Annotated in this window: 17 protein-coding genes; 10 read left to right on the top strand and 7 right to left on the bottom strand. The window is 57.4% G+C overall.

Going from position 1 to position 21,129, the window contains the following annotated elements; genetic code table 11:
* Positions 1–35 precede the first annotated feature (35 nt).
* The 3 genes from WHH00_RS06430 to WHH00_RS06420 are packed head-to-tail and all read right to left on the bottom strand — an operon-like array spanning position 36 to position 3,051.
* Entirely contained in the window at positions 36–977 is a 942-nt protein-coding gene (locus tag WHH00_RS06430) for a type II secretion system F family protein (RefSeq protein WP_406637461.1), read from the bottom strand.
* Positions 974–1,831 carry a type II secretion system F family protein gene (locus WHH00_RS06425; protein WP_231455635.1) on the bottom strand — a complete coding sequence of 286 codons (858 nt, stop codon included), beginning with the start codon at positions 1,829–1,831 and terminating at the stop codon, positions 974–976. Before WHH00_RS06425 ends, WHH00_RS06430 begins: the two co-directional genes overlap by 4 nt.
* Entirely contained in the window at positions 1,828–3,051 is a 1,224-nt protein-coding gene (locus tag WHH00_RS06420; protein ID WP_406637459.1) for a CpaF family protein, read from the bottom strand. Before WHH00_RS06420 ends, WHH00_RS06425 begins: the two co-directional genes overlap by 4 nt.
* A 682-nt stretch (positions 3,052–3,733) precedes the next feature.
* Here WHH00_RS06420 and WHH00_RS06415 point away from each other — a divergent pair.
* Positions 3,734–5,791, top strand: coding sequence for a lysozyme (locus tag WHH00_RS06415; RefSeq protein WP_406637457.1), 2,058 nt, complete (start codon positions 3,734–3,736; stop codon positions 5,789–5,791).
* A 78-nt stretch (positions 5,792–5,869) separates the two neighbouring features.
* On the opposite strand, the gene rfbA is transcribed toward WHH00_RS06415, so the two are convergent.
* Positions 5,870–6,736: a glucose-1-phosphate thymidylyltransferase RfbA gene (gene rfbA / locus WHH00_RS06410; protein ID WP_406637455.1), complete on the bottom strand. Its 867-nt coding sequence runs from the start codon at positions 6,734–6,736 to the stop codon at positions 5,870–5,872.
* 55 nt (positions 6,737–6,791) lie between these two features.
* On the opposite strand from rfbA, the gene rfbB reads away from it, so the two are divergent.
* The 4 genes from rfbB (at position 6,792) to WHH00_RS06390 (ending at position 11,261) form a co-directional block, all read left to right on the top strand.
* On the top strand, positions 6,792–7,790 hold the full coding sequence (gene rfbB / locus WHH00_RS06405) for a dTDP-glucose 4,6-dehydratase (RefSeq protein WP_406637453.1): 999 nt from the start codon (positions 6,792–6,794) through the stop codon (positions 7,788–7,790).
* A 4-nt stretch (positions 7,791–7,794) separates the two neighbouring features.
* Positions 7,795–9,240 carry a sugar nucleotide-binding protein gene (locus WHH00_RS06400; protein ID WP_406637451.1) on the top strand — a complete coding sequence of 482 codons (1,446 nt, stop codon included), beginning with the start codon at positions 7,795–7,797 and terminating at the stop codon, positions 9,238–9,240.
* A gap of 9 nt (positions 9,241–9,249) precedes the next feature.
* Complete coding sequence (gene galE / locus WHH00_RS06395; protein ID WP_406637449.1) at positions 9,250–10,230, top strand: UDP-glucose 4-epimerase GalE; 981 nt, start codon at positions 9,250–9,252, stop codon at positions 10,228–10,230.
* A gap of 218 nt (positions 10,231–10,448) precedes the next feature.
* On the top strand, positions 10,449–11,261 hold the full coding sequence (locus WHH00_RS06390; RefSeq protein WP_406637447.1) for a glycosyltransferase: 813 nt from the start codon (positions 10,449–10,451) through the stop codon (positions 11,259–11,261).
* Here the strand turns inward: WHH00_RS06390 and WHH00_RS06385 are convergent.
* From WHH00_RS06385 to WHH00_RS06375, 3 genes are all read right to left on the bottom strand, one after another.
* Positions 11,245–12,294 (bottom strand): glycosyltransferase, encoded by a 1,050-nt coding sequence (locus WHH00_RS06385; protein ID WP_406637445.1) that lies wholly within the window; start codon positions 12,292–12,294, stop codon positions 11,245–11,247. The genes WHH00_RS06390 and WHH00_RS06385 overlap by 17 nt on opposite strands.
* A 116-nt stretch (positions 12,295–12,410) precedes the next feature.
* The gene (locus tag WHH00_RS06380) at positions 12,411–13,364 is read right to left on the bottom strand and encodes a glycosyltransferase (RefSeq protein ID WP_406637443.1); all 954 of its coding nucleotides are present in this window, start codon (positions 13,362–13,364) and stop codon (positions 12,411–12,413) included.
* Between the two features lie 121 nt (positions 13,365–13,485).
* Positions 13,486–14,403: a glycosyltransferase gene (locus WHH00_RS06375; protein WP_406637441.1), complete on the bottom strand. Its 918-nt coding sequence runs from the start codon at positions 14,401–14,403 to the stop codon at positions 13,486–13,488.
* 603 nt (positions 14,404–15,006) lie between these two features.
* On the opposite strand from WHH00_RS06375, the gene WHH00_RS06370 reads away from it, so the two are divergent.
* From WHH00_RS06370 to WHH00_RS06350, 5 genes are all read left to right on the top strand, one after another.
* Positions 15,007–15,747 (top strand): glycosyltransferase family 2 protein, encoded by a 741-nt coding sequence (locus WHH00_RS06370; protein WP_406637439.1) that lies wholly within the window; start codon positions 15,007–15,009, stop codon positions 15,745–15,747.
* Positions 15,744–16,139 carry a DUF2304 domain-containing protein gene (locus WHH00_RS06365; RefSeq protein WP_406637437.1) on the top strand — a complete coding sequence of 132 codons (396 nt, stop codon included), beginning with the start codon at positions 15,744–15,746 and terminating at the stop codon, positions 16,137–16,139. The genes WHH00_RS06370 and WHH00_RS06365 overlap by 4 nt, the downstream gene beginning before the upstream one ends.
* 32 nt (positions 16,140–16,171) lie before the next feature.
* A complete protein-coding gene (locus WHH00_RS06360) occupies positions 16,172–17,335 on the top strand; it encodes a glycosyltransferase family 4 protein (protein ID WP_406637435.1) in 1,164 nt (387 codons plus the stop codon).
* 203 nt (positions 17,336–17,538) lie between these two features.
* Positions 17,539–19,521 carry a DUF6541 family protein gene (locus WHH00_RS06355; protein WP_406637433.1) on the top strand — a complete coding sequence of 661 codons (1,983 nt, stop codon included), beginning with the start codon at positions 17,539–17,541 and terminating at the stop codon, positions 19,519–19,521.
* A gap of 226 nt (positions 19,522–19,747) precedes the next feature.
* Positions 19,748–20,977, top strand: a complete 1,230-nt coding sequence (locus WHH00_RS06350; RefSeq protein ID WP_406637431.1) for a lipopolysaccharide biosynthesis protein — start codon at positions 19,748–19,750, stop codon at positions 20,975–20,977.
* Positions 20,978–21,129: the final 152 nt, after the last annotated feature.

Below are 21,129 nucleotides of genomic sequence, written 5' to 3'. Positions count from 1 at the left end.
TCGATCAATTGCATTCCGGCGTCCACTGGTTGTTCCTAAAACCCCAGGTTGATGGCCGCGAGCCCTGGGAAAACGGCAAACACCACAGTCAGCGGGAGCACGCCAAAAACAAGCGGCACCATCATGGCGATTTCCTTCTTGCCGGCGGCCTCCATAAGGTCGCGTTTGGCGATATCCCGCACGTCCTGGGCCTGGGCACGCAGGACATCCGCCAGGGGCGTGCCTCTCTGGACAGCGACAATGATGCCGTCTACGAACCTCACCAGAGGGGCCAGATCGGTCCGTGCCGAGAACTCCTGCAATGCCTGCACCAGGGGCTTGCCCGCCCGGGTCTCGGCAAGAATGTCCGCGAACTCCTTGGTGAGCTCCCCCTTGGCGCTGCGACAAACCCGGTCGAGGGCTCCGGTGGCGCTCTCCCCTGCGCTGACGGCCAGCGCCATCAGTTCAGCCAGGCTCGGAAACTCCGCCATCATCCTCGATTCACGCCGTTTGACCTGTACACCAAGCCAATAGTCCCGCAGCATGAAGCCGCCCACAGCACTGCCCAGGACGGCGACCGCGGCGAGCAGTGGGTTGAACCTCCCGGCTGCGGCTCCCAGGGCAGTGACGCCAAGGGCGGCCACGAATCCGGCAGCGGCCCACAGTAGCTGCTCGGCCCGGAAGTCGATGGAGGTCTTGGTGATTCCCGCCTGCGCCAGCCGTCGTGCGGTCGCTCCGGGCGATGGATTCAGCCTCCCCAATGCCGCCATGCCGTCCCGGATCACCGGACGCAAAATCCTTTCAAGCGGACCGAAAGGCGTCAGGTTGGCTTCCCCCAGGCTCAAGAGCCGGGATTCAAGGTTTTGGGACTTCAACTGCGGCTCAATGCGTTCTGCCAGGGTGGTGGCGCGCATCAACGGCGATCTGAAGATGACGAGCCACAGACCGGTCCCCAGGACAATCCCGCAGGCGACGGCGGCAGGAGATATGTCGATCACCTGAGCACCCGCTCATCCTGGGGCAGGGCCCCAATCCTCAGCATGATGGAGTAGCAGACCAGCGAAATTACCAGGCCACCAAGCAGGACTGCTGCACCCATGGCGGTGTTGTATGCCTGCACCGCCTCCGGTCTTGTTGCCAGCAGGAGCATAACGATCCACGGGGCAGCGACCGCAAGGCGTGCGGCGTTGACGGTCCAGGACTGCCTGGCCTCCAGTTCACTTCGGGTGCGGGCACTCTCGCGGAGGAACTCAGCCAACGTGCCGAGCAACTTTCCCAGGTCCGAGCCTCCAACTTCGCGGGTCAGCCGAAGGGCTTCGACTATACGGTCGGCGACCGGGTCTGCGAGCCTGTGCTTAAGTTTGTTGAGCGAGGCGTCGAACTGGCCTCCGGCGCGGTAGTCGGCACCGAACTCCCGGAATACGTGACGAAGCTCGTCAGGCCCCTTTTCCCCCAGCTGAATGAGGGCTTCCGGCAGCGGCAGGCCGGCACGTATGGCGGAGCGGAGGTGATCAACGACGTCGGGCCACAACTGGCGCAACAACGCGCTTCTCTTTTTTGCCCTCCAGCGCAGGATGCTGATGGGAAGCCATGCAGCAAACAGCGCGAAGCAACAGGCGATAGGCCAGGAACGGCTGACGGCGTAAAACACCAATGCCACAAAGAGCCCCAGCCCCGCGCAGGTGCCGATGAGGCCACCCGGGGATACTTTGTCGACGCCGGCGGAGGCGAGAAGGTCGGCCAGGCGGCTTACCTTCGGCGCCATGGGGCGCTGCTCAGGTGTCTCCCAGAAGGACCACCAGATGAGGAAGAGGCCCGTCCCGGCGCCGATACCCAGCAAAGCCGACGTCATCGCGGATCCAGCAGCGCCGCGACGTCGTACCCTGCCCGGCTGAACTTTTCCGCGGCCGGCATCGAGCTGGCGCGTGCCTGAAGGGTACCGTCCACCATCGCAAAGACGGGAGACGACTCGATAATGCCGTTCTCCACTCGCCGGCCCAACGAGAGGATTTCGGTGACCTCCCTACGGCCGTTGGCCTTCCGGCTGCAATGAACCACAAGGTCGATACAGGATGCGACCGTTGGGACGACAAAGGCTGACGAGATGTTCTCGCCTGCGAGCAAGGGCAGCGTGCAGATCTTAGTGACCGCGTCATGCGCCGAGTTCGCGTGTACGGTGCACATGCCTGGCAGACCACTATTCAGGGCGATGAGCATGTCCAGGCTCTCAGCTTCACGGACTTCCCCCACCACCAGGCGGTCCGGGCGCATGCGGAGCGCCTCCTTGACCAGGCGCCGCAACGGAATTTCGCCCTCCCCCTCCAGGTTCGGTTGGCGGCATTGGAGTCCCACGACATCGCGCAGGGGGAACTGCAGTTCGAAGATTTCCTCAACGGTGATCACCCGCTCCCGGCTGCCTATGCTCGCAGCCAGGCAGTTGAGCATTGTGGTTTTGCCGGCCTGGGTTGCGCCTGATACCAGGATGTTGAGGCCACTGGAAACGGCTGCACCCAAAAAACGGGCGGACTGCGGCGTCAGCGTGCCCAGCTCGACAAGATGTTCAAGGCGGCTGGCCTTGACCACGAACTTCCGGATATTGACTGCCCAGTGCTTGCGGGTCACATCCGGGATGACCACGTGGAGCCTTGACCCGTCAGGAAGCGCTGCGTCCACGAACGGAGAGGACATGTCCAGCCGGCGGCCGGAGCTTTTCAGCATCCGCTCAACCAGGTCCCGGACCTGCTGCTCAGTAAGGCTTAGCGAGGTCAGCTCGGATTCACCGTTCCGGGCCACAAAAATTTCGTTGGGAGCGTTCAGCCAGATCTCTTCGACGGTTGGATCGTCCAGCAGCGGCTGTAGGACGCCGAAACCAGCGACGGCGTCAAAGAGGAATCTGCGGGCCGCGTCCAGGGGCCCGAGGGGAGGGAGCGGACCCAAAAGCGCCCGCTCATCGTAGTCCGTTACGGCCGCCTCTACCAGGCGGCGGACCTCGCCGGCCTGATGAAGCGGATCAAGCCCTCGACGACGGATAAGCTCGCGAACTTCATCCTCGACTATTCCCAGCGCGTCCATACGTTCCCCAATACAACTGCCGCCCCCGGCGGAGGCAGTGCAACTGGGATAAAGACTAGGGACCGGACAAGAAGCTGCCAAGTCATAAACATTGTCTGTGGATAAACGCAGGATTGTCACAGGATCCACACATGCACCACCAGCACCTCTGTTGTCACCAGCACCATGGTGCTATGGTGAGCGCGTTAAGTGTCAAATCCCTGTTCGGCTGATTCCTGGGGGAACCATCCGAAACAGCAACCCAGATGAGGACTCCCAGGAGCGCCTCGTTGTTTCCGGAGCCAATATGAAGCGGAACCTGTCTCAGTCCCGTCGCCCCGTCATGAAGTCCTTTGGGATAGCCCTCCTGACTGCATCCCTGGTGGCCGGCCCATGTTTGACGGGTACTGCGTCCGCCGTTGAGCCCGCTCCAACGCCGACAATGTCCTCGCTGCCGAGTGAAACCTCGACTGCTGTCGCACCCTCTCCGGCGGTTCCCTCGGCAACGTCATCCGCCGAAGAATCAGTCCCTGCGGAAGCACCTGCTGCCCAGCCCACGGCCGAGGCCACACAGTCAATGGCGGAAGCAGCCGGCATTGGCGGAGCTGAGATGGGACAGCGGTCTGCACGCGTTACGGCGTCGGCTTCATCCGATTCCTTCAGGCGGCTAAATGCGGAGTCGCTGTCTACCGAAGGCACCTGGATGCCTACTTTCGGCATCCAGGGACTGGACGTTAGCGGCCACCAACCGACCGTGGATTGGCAGCACCAGTGGAACATGGGTGCCCGCTTTGCCTACGTCAAAGCGACTGAAGGCAATTACTACAAGAACCCTTCATACAGCTCCCAGTATCAGGGTTCCCGCAACGTTGGGATGATCCGCGGCGCGTACCACTTCGCCATTCCCAATTGGTCTTCCGGAGCAGACCAGGCACGCTACTTCGTACAGAACGGCGGCGGCTGGTCGGCAGATGGCTATACCATGCCGCCAGTGCTCGACTTTGAGTTCAATCCGTACGAAGGCCGCACGATTAACGGTTTCTACTTCGGCAACACCTGCTACAACATGTCTCCTGCCCAGCTCACGTCATGGGTACGGGACTTCGGCAACACTATGCAGGCCATGACTGGCCGGTTGCCTGTCATTTACACCAACACCAGTTGGTGGAACCAATGCCTGGGCAATCCCGCCGGCTTTGGTGACTACCCGCTGTGGGTTGCGGCCTATCCCAGCTCCCCCACGAACAATGCAGGACCGGTTCCCACGGCGAGCTGGAGCACCTACAGCATGTGGCAGTACAGCAGCACGGGCCCCTTCGCCGGTGACTCGAACGTTTGGAACGGGGATTACGCTTCGCTCCAACGATTTGCCGGTGCGAACTTACCCACTGGCAACTTCGACGAACTGTCTGTCAGCCGCAATGGGCCTGAAGTAAACCTCCGGGCGCGAGGTTGGTCAGTCGACCTAGCCAACGTACCTGCTTCTAATCAAACTCATATCTACGTAACTTCGCCCGACGGACAAACAACTGGATATCCTTGGACAGCCAACGTCTCCAGGCCGGACGTTAATCAAGTTTTTGGTTACGGCCCCTCACATGGGTTTGACGGGGCCGTTCCCATCACGAGATCCGGGACGTACAAGGTTTGTGCTTACTCCATCGGCATCTTTGCTAACACGCCACTTGGCTGTAAAAGTATTGTGGCGACAAACGTGGAGCCACCTATCGGATCGTTTGACGGCTTTGACCAGGTCAGGGCGCCAGAGAAAGTGACCCTGCGCGTGAGCGGCTGGGCGGTTGACCTCGCAAACCCGAGCGCCCCCACGTATGCCGACACTTACATCACGCGCCCAGACGGGACCACGACGGGCTACCGAATGACCGCAAACACCGCACGCCCGGACGTGCATTCCGTAACGGAATTGGGTATGAACCACGGCTTCGACCAACAAGTGACGATTACGTCTCCCGGAATCTATCAGGCCTGTACTTATGCGATCGGTCAAAACTCGAATCGACCACTTGGTTGCAAGACCCTTAATGTCGAGCCCAGCCCAGCACCAATCGGCAACTTTGACACGCTCAGGCTGCTTCTGGATCCCAATTCAGCCATGCTGCGCGTAAGCGGATGGGCTCTGGATCCCACTCAACCTTCCAAGAGCATCAGTGTGAACGTCTCCGTTTCTTATAAGGACGACAGGGGTGTGACAGGCCCTGCGACGGTTTTCGCAGCCAACTTGAAGCGACCTGACGTAAACACTGCTTTGGCGACTGTCGGCGACCACGGCTTCCAAGCGTCTATTCCGATTCGAACTTATGGCGCCTACGCGGTCTGCATTCAGGCCGTCGGAGTAGAACCCATCTCTGCGGGACCAACTTCGCTTGGTTGCAAGGAAATCACGGCTCCTCCAACTCCGCCTACGATGGGCTTCTTGGACCGCGCCAGCATTCAAGTTCTCAACGGACAGGCGTCCATCCAGACTCAAGGATGGACCTTGGACCCCGCATTTCCCGCCACATCCAATCCGGTACACGTGTACGTCACGTATCCCGACGGCAGCACTAAGGGTGTCGCTTTCACCGCAAACCTGCCGCGACAGGACGTAAATAAGACACTCAATACAGTCGGCGATCACGGCTACACGACTTCTGTCCCGGTGAGCGTTCGGGGTCAATACACAGTCTGCGCATATGGGGTCGCGGTTTCCGTGCTCAGCTCGAACAACTCGCAGTTGGGCTGCCGGACACTCACCTATTAACGCAGGAAAGCACCTATAAACGCGGGAAAGCGGGAGACCACGCCTAAATGGCGGGGTCTCCCGCATCTCCGCATAGCGCTATTCTCCTTCGAGGAGTTCCAAAAGGTATGTCCCGTAACCGCTTTTCACCAGGGGTTCGGCCCTCGCCCTCAACTCATCATCGCTAAGGAAGCCAAGGCGCCAAGCGATCTCTTCCGGAGCGCCAATTTTCAGCCCCTGTCGATTCTCAACGGTTCTGATGAAGTTCGACGCATCGTTGAGATCGTTGAAGGTACCGGTGTCCAGCCATGCTGTTCCTCGCGGCAGGATGTCTACTTGGAGCTTGCCGCGCTCCAAGTAAATACGGTTGACGTCTGTGATTTCGAGCTCACCGCGAGCGGACGGCTTGAGGTCCTTGGCAATATCGACGACGTTGTTGTCGTAAAAATAAAGGCCTGGTACCGCGTAATGGCTCTTGGGCTGTAAGGGCTTCTCTTCCAGTGAGAGTGCCTTTCCATTTTCGTCAAACTCGACAACGCCATAAGCCGAGGGATTCTTCACCCAATACCCGAAGACAGCCCCTCCCTCAATGTCCCGGAATCGGCGCAACTGCGTGCCCATGCCCTGCCCGTAAAAGATGTTGTCGCCCAGTACAAGGGCAACATTGTCGTCACCGATGTGCTCTTTGCCCAATATAAACGCCTGGGCCAGCCCGTCCGGAGATGGTTGTTGTTTGTAGGTGATTGAGACGCCGAAGCGGGAACCGTCCCCCAATAGGCGCTCAAACTGCTCTGCGTCGTGGGGTGTGGTGATAATGAGGATGTCCCGGATGCCAGCCAGAATCAGCGTCGACAGCGGGTAGTAAATCATAGGCTTGTCGTAGACTGGAACGAGTTGCTTGCTAACGCCCAGTGTGATGGGGTGAAGCCGAGAGCCGGTACCGCCGGCAAGGATTATTCCGCGCATGCCCCCATCCTTCCTTTCGCTAATGGCCGCGGCAAATCCGGTAGTCTTGGGGACTATGCAGCGACTTCTTGTTACCGGTGGTGCCGGATTCATTGGTTCGAATTTTGTCCACTACGTTCTAGGAAACACAGACGATCACGTCACGGTGCTGGACAAGCTCACCTATGCAGGCAACATCGCGTCCCTGAAAAACCTCCCGGAGGAACGCTTTACGTTCGTTGAGGGAGACATCACCGACGCCGCCCTGGTGGACGGACTCGTCGCTGACACCGATGTGGTGGTGCACTACGCTGCCGAGTCGCACAACGACAACTCCCTGCACGACCCGCGCCCCTTCCTGGATACCAACATCATTGGTACCTACACGCTGATCGAGGCTGCACGGAAGCACAACAAGCGTTTCCACCACATTTCCACGGACGAGGTCTACGGCGACCTGGAACTGGATGACCCGGAGCGGTTCACCGAGCAGACCCCGTACAACCCCTCTAGCCCGTATTCCTCCACGAAGGCCGGCTCTGACCTGCTGGTCCGCGCCTGGGTCCGTTCCTTCGGGCTGCAGGCCACCATCAGCAACTGCTCCAACAACTACGGGCCCTACCAGCACGTGGAGAAGTTCATCCCGCGCCAGATCACCAACGTGATTGACGGGATCCGGCCCAAGCTTTACGGCAAGGGCGAGAACGTTCGCGACTGGATCCACGCTAACGACCATTCCTCGGCCGTGCTGGCGATCATCGCCAAAGGCAGGATCGGTGAAACCTATCTGATCGGTGCCGACGGGGAGAAGAACAACAAGGACGTTGTTGAACTGATCCTGAAGCACATGGGCCAGGCCCCCGACGCGTACGACCACGTTGTCGACCGCCCGGGCCACGACCTGCGCTACGCCATCGACTCCTCCAAGCTCCGCGACGAGCTCGGCTGGGAACCGAAGTTCTCCAACTTCGACGCCGGCATCGAGGACACCATCGCCTGGTACCGCGAGAACGAAAACTGGTGGCGCCCGCAGAAGGCCCAGACCGAAGCCAAGTACAAGGAACAGGGCCAGTAAAACGATGTCGATCGAGTTCTCAAAGAAGCTGACCGCACACGAAACGCCGATCCCCGGCGTCGTCCTGTACGACTTGCCGGTCCACGGCGACAATCGTGGCTGGTTCAAGGAAAACTGGCAGCGGGAAAAAATGGTGGCACTCGGGCTGCCGGACTTCCGCCCGGTGCAGAACAACATCTCTTTCAATGAGAAGGCCGGCACCACCCGCGGCATCCACGCGGAGCCATGGGACAAGTTCATCTCGGTGGCCACCGGGCGGATCTTCGGCGCCTGGGTTGACCTGCGCGAAGGTCCCTCGTTTGGTGCCGTTTTCACCGCTGAAATGGACGCCAGCCAGGCGATCTTCATTCCACGCGGCGTGGGCAACGCCTTCCAGACCCTGGAGGACAACACGGCCTACACCTACCTGGTCAACGACCACTGGTCAGCGGATGCCCAGGGTCAGTACACCTTCCTGAACCTCGCCGACGAGACGGCGGCGATCGGCTGGCCGGTGCCGCTCGAGGAGGCAGAACTGTCCGACAAGGACAAAGCGCACCCCCGCCTCGCGGACGTTGTTCCGATGCCGGCCAAGAAGATCCTCGTGGTAGGCGCCGACGGCCAGTTGGGCAAGGCCCTACGGGAACAGTACGACGGCGATGCAACAGTTGAGTTTGCCGGCCGCGCCGGCTTCGATTTGTGCAGTGAAGCGTCCTTCGCGGAGCGGAACTGGAAGAACTACTCGACAATTATCAATGCCGCCGCGTACACCGCGGTCGACGCCGCGGAAACCGCGGAAGGCCGGGCAGCCGCCTGGGCCGTCAACGTTGCTGCCGTCGCACGGCTGGCGCGTACCGCCGTCGACCATGACCTCACACTGGTGCACGTCTCCTCCGACTACGTCTTTGATGGTGCGCGGGAGAGCCATAACGAAACTGAACCCTTCACGCCCCTGGGTGTTTATGGCCAGACCAAGGCAGCAGGGGACGCCGTGGTCAGCGTGGTTCCCCGCCACTACATCGTGCGGACCAGTTGGGTTATCGGTGAGGGAAACAACTTCGTGCGGACCATGGCATCGCTCGCCGGCCGCGGCATCGAGCCGTCCGTGGTCAACGACCAGATCGGCCGGTTGAGCTTCACGACCGACATTGCCGCCGGCATTGACCATCTATTGAGATCCGGGGCGCCCTATGGCACTTACAACCTGACCAGTGACGGCCCCGAGCAGTCCTGGGCTGACATCGCCGCGGACGTGTACGAGCTATCCGGAGCGTCACGGGAGTCAGTGAGCGGCGTGAGCACCACGGAATACTTCGCTGACAGGCCAGCCGCACCGCGCCCGCTAAACAGCACCCTGGATCTGCGCAAAATTAAGGACACAGGCTACTTACCTCACGAATCTATTCACAGATTGACCGACTACGTTCGGGGACTCGTTTTGGAGTCAGTCCAAATGCAAAGAAACGGATAGGCACAGCAAATGAGCATCTTGGTAACCGGTGGTGCCGGGTACATTGGCGCGCACGTAGTGAGCTTGCTGGCCCAGCGAAACGAGGACGTCATAGTGGTGGACAATTTGTCCACGGGACTCGCTGACCGGATCGGCGCAGCGCCGCTTATCGAATTGGATCTCGCAGCATCTGATGCCAAGGAACAGTTGGTGCAGGTCATGCGTAACTGGAGCGTTGAATCCGTCATACACATTGCCGCCCTCAAACAGGTTGGCGAGTCAATGGCCAACCCTCTGCTCTATTACCGTGAGAACGTCGGCGGCATGATCGCCCTGCTATCTGCAATGGAGGACTGCGCCGTAAAGCGCCTGGTGTTCTCGTCTTCCGCCGCCACCTATGGCATGCCTGGAATTGAGACAGTCACGGAGGCCACTCCCACCCACCCCATCAGTCCCTACGGACAAAGCAAGCTCATCGGCGAATGGATGACGGCTGCGTCGGCCTCCGCTTGGGGGCTTCGTCCCATCAACCTGAGATACTTCAATGTGGCTGGCGCTCAATCCATCGAGCTGGCCGACCCTGCCGCGCTCAATTTAATCCCCATTGTGATCAACAAAGTTCTCAACGGGGAAGAACCGGTTATTTACGGCAATGACTACCCGACCCCCGATGGCACGTGTATTCGCGATTACGTCCACATTGGCGATCTGGCCGACGCGCACCTTGCTGCCTTGGACTCCACGGCAGGTAGTGCGCCACTGGAAACAGTGTTGAACGTCGGAACAGGGCATGGGGCGTCCGTCAGCGAAGTTCTTGACGTCCTTCGTTCTGTTTCCGGACGGAAAATTGATCCCTTGGTTGCTCCGCGCCGACCGGGGGACCCTCCCAAGCTTATAGCCGACGTCACAAAGATTCAGTCCGCGCTGGGGTGGAGCGCCCGGCGGACTCTTATAGACATTGTGGAATCGGCATGGCTGGCCGAAGTCGCTAAGCGGGGGGCTCTCGCGTAGTGATTACAGTCGCCACCTACGGCAGGAACGGTAGCAGCGCAAGGGTTCGCATACACGACTGGTTGGATTATCTCAGGATCGAAGCCACGCGACATTATAGCTACTTGGGCAAGGCTGACAACAGCATCACCACCCTATCCAGTCATCTCCCGCAGGTGATAGCTGCTGAGATTTCGCTGCGTCATCTGGCCGAGTCAGGCACATCGGAGACTCTCCTGATGAGCAGGGAAGCGTCACCGTTGAGCAACGGTCGATTGGAAAGCCGCCTGCTGCGTTCTGCGCAGTACTCGGTATACGACTTCGATGACGCCATCTTCCACAACGGTGCGCCCTTCCCCTACAGCCTGTACCCGAAGGGAAGGGTCTGGCATCGTTCAGTCCGTGCAGCCTCCACGGTCATTGCAGGCAACGACTACCTGGCCGAATTCGCCGCGAAAATCAGCCAGCAAGTGGTGATGATTCCGAGCTGTGTCAACCCTAGTGCCTACCCACTAAAGTCCAGCTACGAACTATCCGAGATCCCAACATTGGTTTGGCTGGGCTCTCCTGCAACGGAACCCTTTCTCAAGATGCTCACTGAACCGCTCTTACGAATCAACGCTGACACACCCATACGGCTGCGCGTGATCTCAAGTGGTGCTCGGAGCCTTGGAGCCTTGGAGGAAATCGTTGACCGAGTTCAGTGGAGTGCAGAGAGCTTCGCTTCCTCATTGGCAGACGCAGACATCGGCTTGATGCCTTTACCTGATACCCCATTTACACGTGGAAAGTGCGCCTACAAACTCCTTCAGTACGCAGCAGCAGGTCTACCTGTTGTCGGAAGTCCAGTCGGGACCAACAAAAAGGTACTTGATGATTTAGAAGGATTGTCCGCTCCGACGCCGTCCGGCTGGGAAGATGCAATACGGGACTTGCTTGCTACTTCTGCCCGAGCACGTTCGGAAATCGGCAAGGCGGGTAGAAATGCAGTGGACGCCGGCTATAGCTTTGAAGCATGGGCACCTTTTTGGCGGGCTACTGTCGGCCTCTAGTCCAGGCTGGACGCATAACAATTCTTCCAAAAGAAACTGCGGCATCGCCGATGATATATTCGAGAGCCGCTCGCACGGTTATTTCACCAGACCGCCACCCGCCGAATACCGACCAATAGGTGCGCCACCTTTCACGGCCTGAACCGAAAATGCGAACAGCCACCGCAATGTCACCGTCCAGGTTGGGAGCTCGCTTGCCTAGCTCATCGGCCATGACTTCGCGCCACCCGGCGCCGACATCGTAGATGGTCCGGAAGAGATTGCGGACAGAACTCGATCCTCGAGTTTTTTGCGAAATGGCGAGCAGGTTTGTGCAACTCCGCCAGAGACTGAATCCCTCCTTCGCTTCCCCCAGTACGTTCTCTCCGTGTTGAACATAGTCTTGGAGAACGTCGTCAATGACAATGCATTGTCCCTCAGAGGATGCGCAGACTGCGATCCAGTGATCGTGGACCTCGGACGGCGAGTCAAAGCGCGGAAAAGGTAGGGCAACGTCAAGGACATTTCGACGGAACACCATGGTTCCTCCTGTGAATTGGTTCTCCACAAAGTAGCTCTGCGGTCTCACAGTGTTGCGTCGGGTCCGTTGAGACAAAACCAATCCACTTGGGTGTTCCACCACTCTCGCTTGGCTTGCAACCAAAGGATATGCCACGAGCTCTGAGACTAAACGCTCAATCTTGTTTGGATACCAATAGTCATCTTGGTCGCTGAGGGCAACCCATTCAGCCGCCGATGGGACGTTCCTTAAAACTCGTTCAAAATTCCCGTAAAAACCAAGCCGTTCATCAAACCCCAAAACTTTGAAACGCGGGTCGCGGCCGACGATACGTGCAAGCTCTGACTCAAGCGCCGCAGAACCTCCATCCGCCGAAATAAGGCAGAGAAAGTTCTCGTGCGTCTGAAGCTTTATCGACTCAATCTGTCGGCGGAAGAGATCCATGTTGGGGCGGTAAGCGGCCATGGCAATGACGCCAAAGGCCATGTTCTGTGGAATGAGGGCTCCCGCGAGCAGGTCCCGATCATTTGGCATTAACTGATCCTAGTATTCGTAGCAAAGGGAGTTAACTTCAGGTTGGCCAAGACCGGGCTGAAGCAGGCTGACAAAATCCAGGGTGGCTACTGGTTGCCTGGTTCCTAGGAGCATGTCTAGACGGCATGGCCGTCCTCGAAGCGGCCTGCCCGTCTAGCCAAGCCGTCCTTGGCCCCAGCAACTATCATTCTCACTACGGTCGTTTTGTCTTCCGCGAGAACTAAGCGAACTGCCTGGTTCAGGATGTCGTGGAATGCCTTGCGAACGAACCACTTAGGATACTTAACCGCAAAGTCTTGGGCAAGAAAAAAACTGTTCCGAGTAATGTAATAGATTCGCTTCGGCGCATGATAAGTATACTCAACCTGACGCCCGAAAAACTTTCCAGTTCTTTTTTCGCCTAAATTATGATTGAGATTGCAACCTTCGCCCATGATGGGCGCATAACCAATTGCCTTGATGCGGAGAGCGAATTCCGAGTCCACATTATCGATAAAATACGCCTCATTAAACCAAACACCTGTATCGAAGACCTCTGAGGGAACGAGCATCCCCGACTGCCAAGGGTCAAACGGAACGCCAAAGGTTCCACCAATGAAGCCGTCTTTTAGGGCAGGAACGCCATTGAAGGTCTCCGCTGACACCAAACCGACATTAACGCCCGCCGTTCGCGCGGCCTCGTATGTCGATATCGCTCTCCGCACGTAGTCGACATCAAGAGAAGAGTCCTGATCCATGGTCAAGGCAAAAAAGGGGTTGGCCAGCTCCAGCGCCCGGCGTACACCAGCATTTAGTGCCGTGGCAATACCGGAATTCCTCAAGTTATGTATAACCAAGGCGCCCAACTCAGAAATCGCGTCAAATGTCTCGGCGTAACGTTGATCCGACCCATCGTTTACGACAATGACTTTGTCAACGTGGGGTTGAAGAAGCTCAAACCGCCTGACAAACTCCGCGTCCGGATTAAATGCCGCTACTATAGCAAAAACAGGCCGCGGCGCCGGTGCCTCATCATTATCTTTCAAAAAGCTCAATCCCTTTTTATATCGGCGGAAAGCTTTGTTATCCACCGTGAGAGAATCTGTCTAAGATGCCGTGGCTACGGACTCAAATGGACGAACTTCGCAATTCCGCGGTTCGGTCGTGCAAAGACGGTTGCCATTCCTCGGCATCTGCAAGGAACTCGCAGACCTAACTCAGAGGGGCGACGTTGCCGTCCGCAACTTTGCTGACCAGGCTTCCGGGCATATCGACTTTGGGGTTGGAAAATACGCCCTGCCAAAGGCCCGTCGCCGAACATCTGAGCCACTGCTTTTTGTTTTCAGTCACCTTCAGCTGTTTAAGCGACAACCCCAGCATCGCTAATGTCACAATGCTCGGCCTGTCAAGAATCGTGGTTCGGTTCGTTTTGAGCTTACTCAGCCAGATGGAGTTCCGAATAAAGAAAAAAAGACGGCCCCCGAGGTCAGTGCGATTATTCTTCTCAGGATGTTTGATCTTGCTGAGTGGTATACATAGCCCCCCAGATTGACTGGCGAGGCGTCTGGTGTACTCGACATCGTCCAGCCAGATGAAGAAATCGCTGTACGGCAAAGGCTGACGGGCAGCTAACTGAAGGTCGATAAGAACCCCAACAAAACTGGCACTTGATACTGCAATGGCGTCCAAATTTGTGGCTTCGAGCTGGGCCTTTGTGTCGTTGGAAACATCCAGCGTATGGTCACGGCTCGCGATACCTTGATCATTGACGACCAGAGAAGTCACGAAACCCGGCCTGCGAGTAGCGTTTTTCATCGCGTTGCACAGATGCTCGACTGCATCGTTGTGCGGTTCCGCATCATCGTCCATGAGCCAGGCGCTTTCGTGTCCGTTGGCAATCGCAATATCTACACCAAGGGCGAACCCGCCGGCCCCGCCCAGATTCTCACCGGTCTCGTGCAGGGTGACCCCAGGATAGTTGGCCCTAATGAACTCGGCACTTCCGTCGGTCGATCCATTTTCTACGACAATGATCTCGTCCAGCTTGCGTGTCTGGCGGGTGAGGGCGAGCATGCACTTCTTGAGATATTCAACACGATTGAATGAAACGACAACTGCAGCTACCGACAATATTCTTCCTGACCTACAAGAGCGGGTTACCCAGCCATCATACCGGAGCGCTCGATTCCCCCTGATTTGGCCGTAGAGGTGGGTTCGCAATCGCCCCTTCAGTCCGCACCATGCCGGGCTTGGTCTATGAGCAAGGTAGGCCTTCAGGGGATCGACACGAGGCTCAAGTCGCCCGTCTATGTCCCGACGTCACAGCTCTTCCCAGAAATCAGCGTGACTGTAACTCGACCACGAGGCTTCTAGGAGTCCGTTCTGGCCATACACATAGGCGCTCGCGGTAGCTGTGCCCTCGCCGCTCCAAAACGTTGTTTGTGTCCTGTTTCCAGTGACTGAGAGTCGTCTTTCAGGCACGAATAACTTCATCAGTGGCAGAGGCACTCTACTACCGGCCGCTGCAAAGTATGCATAGCTCAGCGTTGGGCTTGCGCGACAAGCGCGCCAGACGTTCCCGAGGTTTTGCATGAGCCGCAGGCACCCCCTACCTGGGGCTTGTCACAGTAGGAGCGTCACGCAAATCTTGACTGGCCTCATATGACTTCGCTCGCCCAGCCAGTCGCGACCCGGAGTGAGTCTGCCTAGGCCTTGTTGGTACCATTGGGGGTGATGTCAGCACAACAAGCCCGCACCCTTGTCATTATCCCTGCGTGGAATGAAGAGGCGATCATAGGTTCAACGATTCAGGAAGTCCAGGAGCATGCACCGCACTGCGACGTACTGGTTGTGAGCGACGGCTCAACGGATCGAACAGCCAAGGTGGCCATCGACTCTGGGGCGCAGGTATTGATTTTGCCCTTCAACCTGGGCGTCGGCGGGGCTATGCGGGCGGGCTTTAGGTACGCCGAACGCAAGAGCTACACACAAGTTGTCCAAGTCGATGCCGATGGTCAGCACGACCCGAGAGATATCGAGCATGTTCTAGAGGGATTATCTCAGGCCGACATATGCATCGGCGCGAGGTTCGCAGAACGCGGCAGCTATCAAGTGTCCGGTCCACGGAAATGGTCGATGCAGTTCTTAGCAGCAGTTGTCTCCCGAGTGGCCAGGACGAAACTGACTGACGTGACCAGCGGTTTCCGCGCTGCGAATACGAAGGCAATTGCCCAGTATCTTGACCATTACCCTGCCGAGTATCTGGGAGACACCATTGATTCCCTCGTGGTGGCAGCGCGCTCCGGCTGCAAAGTGGTTCAGGTCCCTGTCGAGATGCGCGTTCGTCAGGGCGGGACGCCAAGCCACAACCCCTTCAAGTCCAGCATCTATCTGGCCCGGTCCATTCTTGCTCTGTTCTTGGCCCTCACGCGAAAACGTTCCGGTCTGAGGCTAGACGAAGGTGGTGTCCGATGATTGGCAGCGCTATAACATTCTGCGTCGCGGTCCTCACCGTTGGAATAGTTATTGCCTTGGTCCGCCAACGAAAATTACGCGAAAAATACGCTGTACTATGGCTTTTCTTGGGCATACTGACCATCGTTTTGACGGGTTTTCCCCAGATACTCGTTTGGACAAGCCAACAGTTTGGCGTCGTCGTGCCAGCCAACCTTATTTTCTCAATGGCTTTAGTTCTGCTTGTTGGAGTGACCCTGCACTTGTCTTGGGAATTGTCCACAGTGGAGGATGAGACGCGGGTTTTGGCTGAAGAGACGGCGATCCTCCGAGCTGCCACAGAAAAAATGCAGTCGGACATTGACGAGTTGAGCCGCCTTCTTATCGAAGGCAGAAACAGCTCAGAGGTCTAGCATGACCAATTGTAGATAGGTTTAGAACGTTCGTGACTCACCGCCAGCAACATATAGCCTTCGTCGTCAATAACTACCCGCCAAAAATTGGCGGCTTGGAACAACATGTGCATCAACTGGCGCACCATGTGGCAGAACTAGGTCATCGGGTGACCGTAATCGCACTCGACAATTCGCGTGCAGGCGTGGAAGAGGGCAAGGTGACGGTCCATCGCCTCCGCGGGAGCCGGACCATTGCGGGCGTTTTCTCGGCGCCTTATCCTGGAACGAAACGGCGTCTTCACGCGCTCCTCAAGGATCAGGGCGTGACTCTAATCTCCGTGCATACCCGTTTTTTTCCAATGTCCTTTGTCGGCCTGAGGCTGGGTAAGACGCTGCGGGTCCCCGTGGTCCATACGGAGCATGGCTCGGATCACGTCAAGGGTGTATCACAGTTCATAGGTATGGTCAGCCGAGTTGTCGACCGCACAATGGGACGCTACATCCTCAAACAAGCGACCGGAGTACTTGCTATCTCGACGAGTGCGAGGGACTTCGTCAAACGTCTCGCCGGAGTTCACAGCATTGTGTTCCACAATGCAATAGACACGAAATCCTTCACGGCGACGCCATCAGCTCCTCACAGGCAGAGACTCGTTTTCCTGGGGAGGATTGTTCCAGGCAAGGGATGGGACCAAACACTCAAGGTTGCGGAGTCTCTTCATAGGAACTTCCCGGACCTTGAAGTGCACTTCATCGGTGACGGCATAGAACGCCAAAGGCTGCTGATGTCTTTGGAGTCGTCGCCCCTTGCTGAGAACGCCGTTTACCATGGCTACTTGCGCGGGTCTGAAATCCAAGACGTTCTCGCAAACGGCATTCTGCTCAACCCAACCCTCTTGGCTGAAGGCTTCCAGACAACATTGTTGGAAGCCATCGCCTCCGGGGCTGCAGTGGTCAGCACGCCAGTGGCTGCTGCCGTTTATTTGGCGAAGGAAGGTGCCGAGGTAAGGATCGTGCAAAGCCGCGAAGCTGACGTTTGGTCTGCCCAAGTCCAGGATCTTCTTGAGAACGGCTGGGCGGCACCGCTCCCGGGACTTATAGAGACCTTCGACTGGAGGAGCAGGGCCCAGGAATTCGTAGCGATTGCAGAGGACATGAACGGCGACACGGCGCCCCTAGCCGTCCAGAGGAATTCTAGCCCTCCCACGGGTTGAGAATTGAATGCTTTTCGGCCCAAGCTGTAAAGCGTTGATTATTACCTTTCAAGGACGCCTCTTCCCTCCGTGGCATGCTTCACCTACTGGCACGGGTCAGGTGGTGTGGTCGCGTAGGATCCAAAGGGCGGTCCGGCCCAAGACTATTAAAGGGTTCGGAGACCTGCCGCACGCCCACACGTTCATATTTAGGAAGGTTTTCTGTGTCCTGGTGGTCCACGCTCCCCTTGTTGATTGCTACGTTAGCGATCCTCTTCATCCCCGGAGTCCTGATCGGTTGGGCCAGCGGACTCAGGGATTTCAGCCTTGTGGCGCTCGCGCCGGCCCTTGCAGTTAGTACGCTGGCCATAGCCGGAATGGTGGCTCCAGTGTTGGGTCTCACTTGGAGCCCGCTGCCGGTCTTATTAGTAGCCGTCCTGGTGGCCCTAGTGGCGTTGCTCGTATCGCGGCAGTTCCGCGAGCCGGTGCCCCAACAGAGCAGACCACCTGCCAACTGGAGACTACTGATCGTTGAACTGCTGGCCGTCGCGATTGGAACCTTGCTCATCGGCCGCCGACTGGTAGCCGTTTTTGGACAGCCCGAGGCTTTCTCGCAGACTTTCGACAATGTTTTCCATCTGAACGCCATCCGTTACATAGTTGATACGGGTTCTGCCTCATCATTCAGCATTGCCGGGATGACAGGTGGATCAGGCTTCTATCCCGCGGCATGGCACGACATTGTTTCTCTGTTAGTTGGACTAACAGCGACGCCTATCCCAGTCGGGGTAAACGTAGTGAATCTTGTAGTTGGAGCCGTAATTTGGCCCGTTGGCTGCATTTTTCTCGTTCAGCAAATCGTGGGACGAGATGTGCTAGCCAGCCTGAGCGCCGGCGTCCTTTCAGCTGCATTTGGCGTCTTCCCGATCATGCTGATGGACTTCGGTGTCCTCTACCCCCTGGCACTGGGTATTAGCCTGTTACCCATTACTCTTGGCGTCTGCCTGCAACTCCTGGGCAAGTCCGAGACGAACGCGTTCCCAAAGGTCGTTGGTTCCCTACTCTTGCTGGCCATACTGCCCGGACTAGCCTTGGCCCACACAAGCTGTGTCATGGCACTGATGGTCATCCTGGTTCCGGTTGTCTTGGTGCTCTGGTGGGGAAGGGTTAAGGCGTATCTGCTCTCGTGGCGGAGCACCTGGCGATATCTCGGTCTTTACATCACCGGACTTATACTCGCATTCGGCATGCTTTTCCTTACCTGGGATTTCGTGCGACCTGCTGAGGTAGCCGCATTTTGGCCTCCGATCCAAACGACTGGGCGTGCCATAGGAGAAGTCATCACGAGCTCTGCCATGGGGCGACCCGTCTCGTGGGCTGTGGCGCTCTTGGCTGTTGTGGGACTCTATGAGCGTGTGAAGCGACGCGACAAACTTTGGGTTGTCGGGATGTACTTCGTTGTGGGCTTCTTATTCGTTGTTGTCAGTTCTATGCCGTTCGGCGACGTTCGAACATTCATCACCGGCGTTTGGTACAACGATCCGCCAAGGCTTGCCGCACTTCTCCCTGTATTGATTTTACCCGTGGCGGTCATGGGAACTATGCACCTCGCGGATCTCGGAGCGAGGCAGGTCCTACCAAAGCTTAGGACCGTAACGGGCCCAAGCCTCCAGCATCAGTTATCCGGTGCGCCCCGCTATTCCGGCGGCGCACTCGTCGCATTGCTCTTGGTCGGGCTGGTCTGGACCACGCAGCAGGCCAACGTCCGGCAGTCGCAGTCGGCAGCGGCCCCCGGGTACCAGGCGACCGAGGCGTCCCCGCTGCTCTCCTCCGACGAGTTGGCCCTCATCGACAGACTGGATGAACATGTGCCTCCTGACGCGGTCCTGCTTGGAAACCCTTGGAACGGTAGCCCACTGGCGTACGCCTTGGTAGGACGTAAGACCCTCCAACTGCATATTCTCAGCGCAGTACCACAAGGTGGAGAAATCCTTTACGAGCGTTTAAATAGGGCGAAATCAGATCCGAGTGTTTGCCCTGCGGTACGTGAACTCCGGGCCAAGTACGTCTTGGACTTCGGTCATAAAGAAGTGCATGGCGGTGACCATGGCTTCCGTGGACTCGATGACCTCGCTGGTAATGCAGTCGGCACCTTAATAGACCAGCAGGGAGACGCAAAACTATATAAGCTGACGGGCTGCGACTAAGCTTGAATCGCGTCTCCCATGACACTTGAAAACCCGATTTTACGAAGCCATCCATTTTGTGAAGGCATGTCATTTAGCGGAAAACCGTCCGTTGATTCTCAAAGTTGGACAGGCAGTCTGCTCAGGAAATGTTGCCGCTTCTCGCGCAGGAAGATGCCGACACCAAACCCGTAGTCATGCCGATTGAATGGACGTCTAAGCGCTCGATTAAAAGGAATAGTTTTTTATGGCTCCCGATTTTTCCGTTTTGAGGCGATTGACGACATTCGCAGCAACAGTCGGCGCGAGTACGCTTGTCGGAATTCTTGCAATTCCAATCATCATCAGGGTTGCTGGCACGGAAGCTTGGGCGGTGCAAGTCGTTTGCCAATCGGTGGCCTCACTGTTCGCCGTAGTGATCGGATTTGGCTGGGGAACTACGGGCCCGTCGATGGTGGCGAGCACACCGCGACAGGGGCGCTTCCAGCTCTTCGCTGATTCGTTGGTCAGCAGAACATATTTGTTTATTATTGGCGCTCCGGCTATGGCGACACTAATGATTGTCTTGCAGCCGAATTACGTAGCCCTAGTTGTACTAGGGACGGTCGCTTACTTATTGCCATCTGTTGGCGCGGCGTGGTACTTCATCGGAGAGTCTAACCCCAAGCGGCTGTTCTTTCTTGATGCCTCACCTCAATTATTAGGAACAATTGTTGGCATTGTGGGGCTTTATTGGACAGGCCAAATAGAAGCACTGGTCTTTTGCCAAATGGTTTTCACATTGCTCGGAGTGATCCTCAGTGCCTCTGTTGTGTTGCGGGGCGGAAAAGGCCTATTCCATTGCGATTTGGGCCTGAAAGCATCCTTCAGTCGACTTTCGCATCAACGGCATGGAGTCATCACGGCAGCTACCGGAAGTCTATACGTCAACCTCCCGCTCGTGGCCGTCAGCGCTTGGCTGCCTCTCCAGCTTGATCTCTACGCAATGATTGACCGCATATTTAGGTACAGCGTGACAGCCTTTTCCCCGGTGCTGCAGTTTGTCCAGGGCTGGGTTCCAGAGGGCGGCGACGAGAGCCTCCGTCACAGAATAAAACGAGCCATACAAGCGGGAGCTATGTTGGGAGCCCTCGGCAGCGCGGCGATATTCTTGCTTTCTCCTGTTATTTCTTCACTGCTCTCTGATGGAAAGCTAGTAGTTCCCACATCCCTAAGTTTGCCCGTTGCACTGTCGTTTTTTTCAGTCGCTCTTTCGCAAATTCTAGGGCTGGCGTGCCTTGTGTTAATTGGACGTGGGGCGGCCCTCGCAAAATCCACGGTTCTTGGGGCTGTTGCCGGCGCGCCCCTGATCCTCATTACGGCGTTGAACACCAACGTCACTGGCGTGGCTTGGGCAGTGGCTGCCTCCGAGCTAGTGGTGACGATCTACCAACTGGTTGTGATCAGGCGCTTCTTCAGAGGTCTGCCGCAGAGATAGTCCACGTATACATGGCCATGAGCTATCTTAAAATCTTGCTGGAGGTGTTTGTGACCATTCAGGCGCGACTAGCGGGACCGCGATGGGCGACACGAATGCAACAACGCGTCCAAAATGGCGCTCGTATGGCAGATAGCGTGAGTTAACAATGT

Source organism: Pseudarthrobacter quantipunctorum (assembly GCF_045291495.1).
GTDB classification, from domain to species: Bacteria; Actinomycetota; Actinomycetes; order Actinomycetales; family Micrococcaceae; genus Arthrobacter; species Arthrobacter quantipunctorum.
Note: the sequence above shows the minus strand (reverse complement) of the source record. Positions and strands in the feature narration are given on the sequence as shown.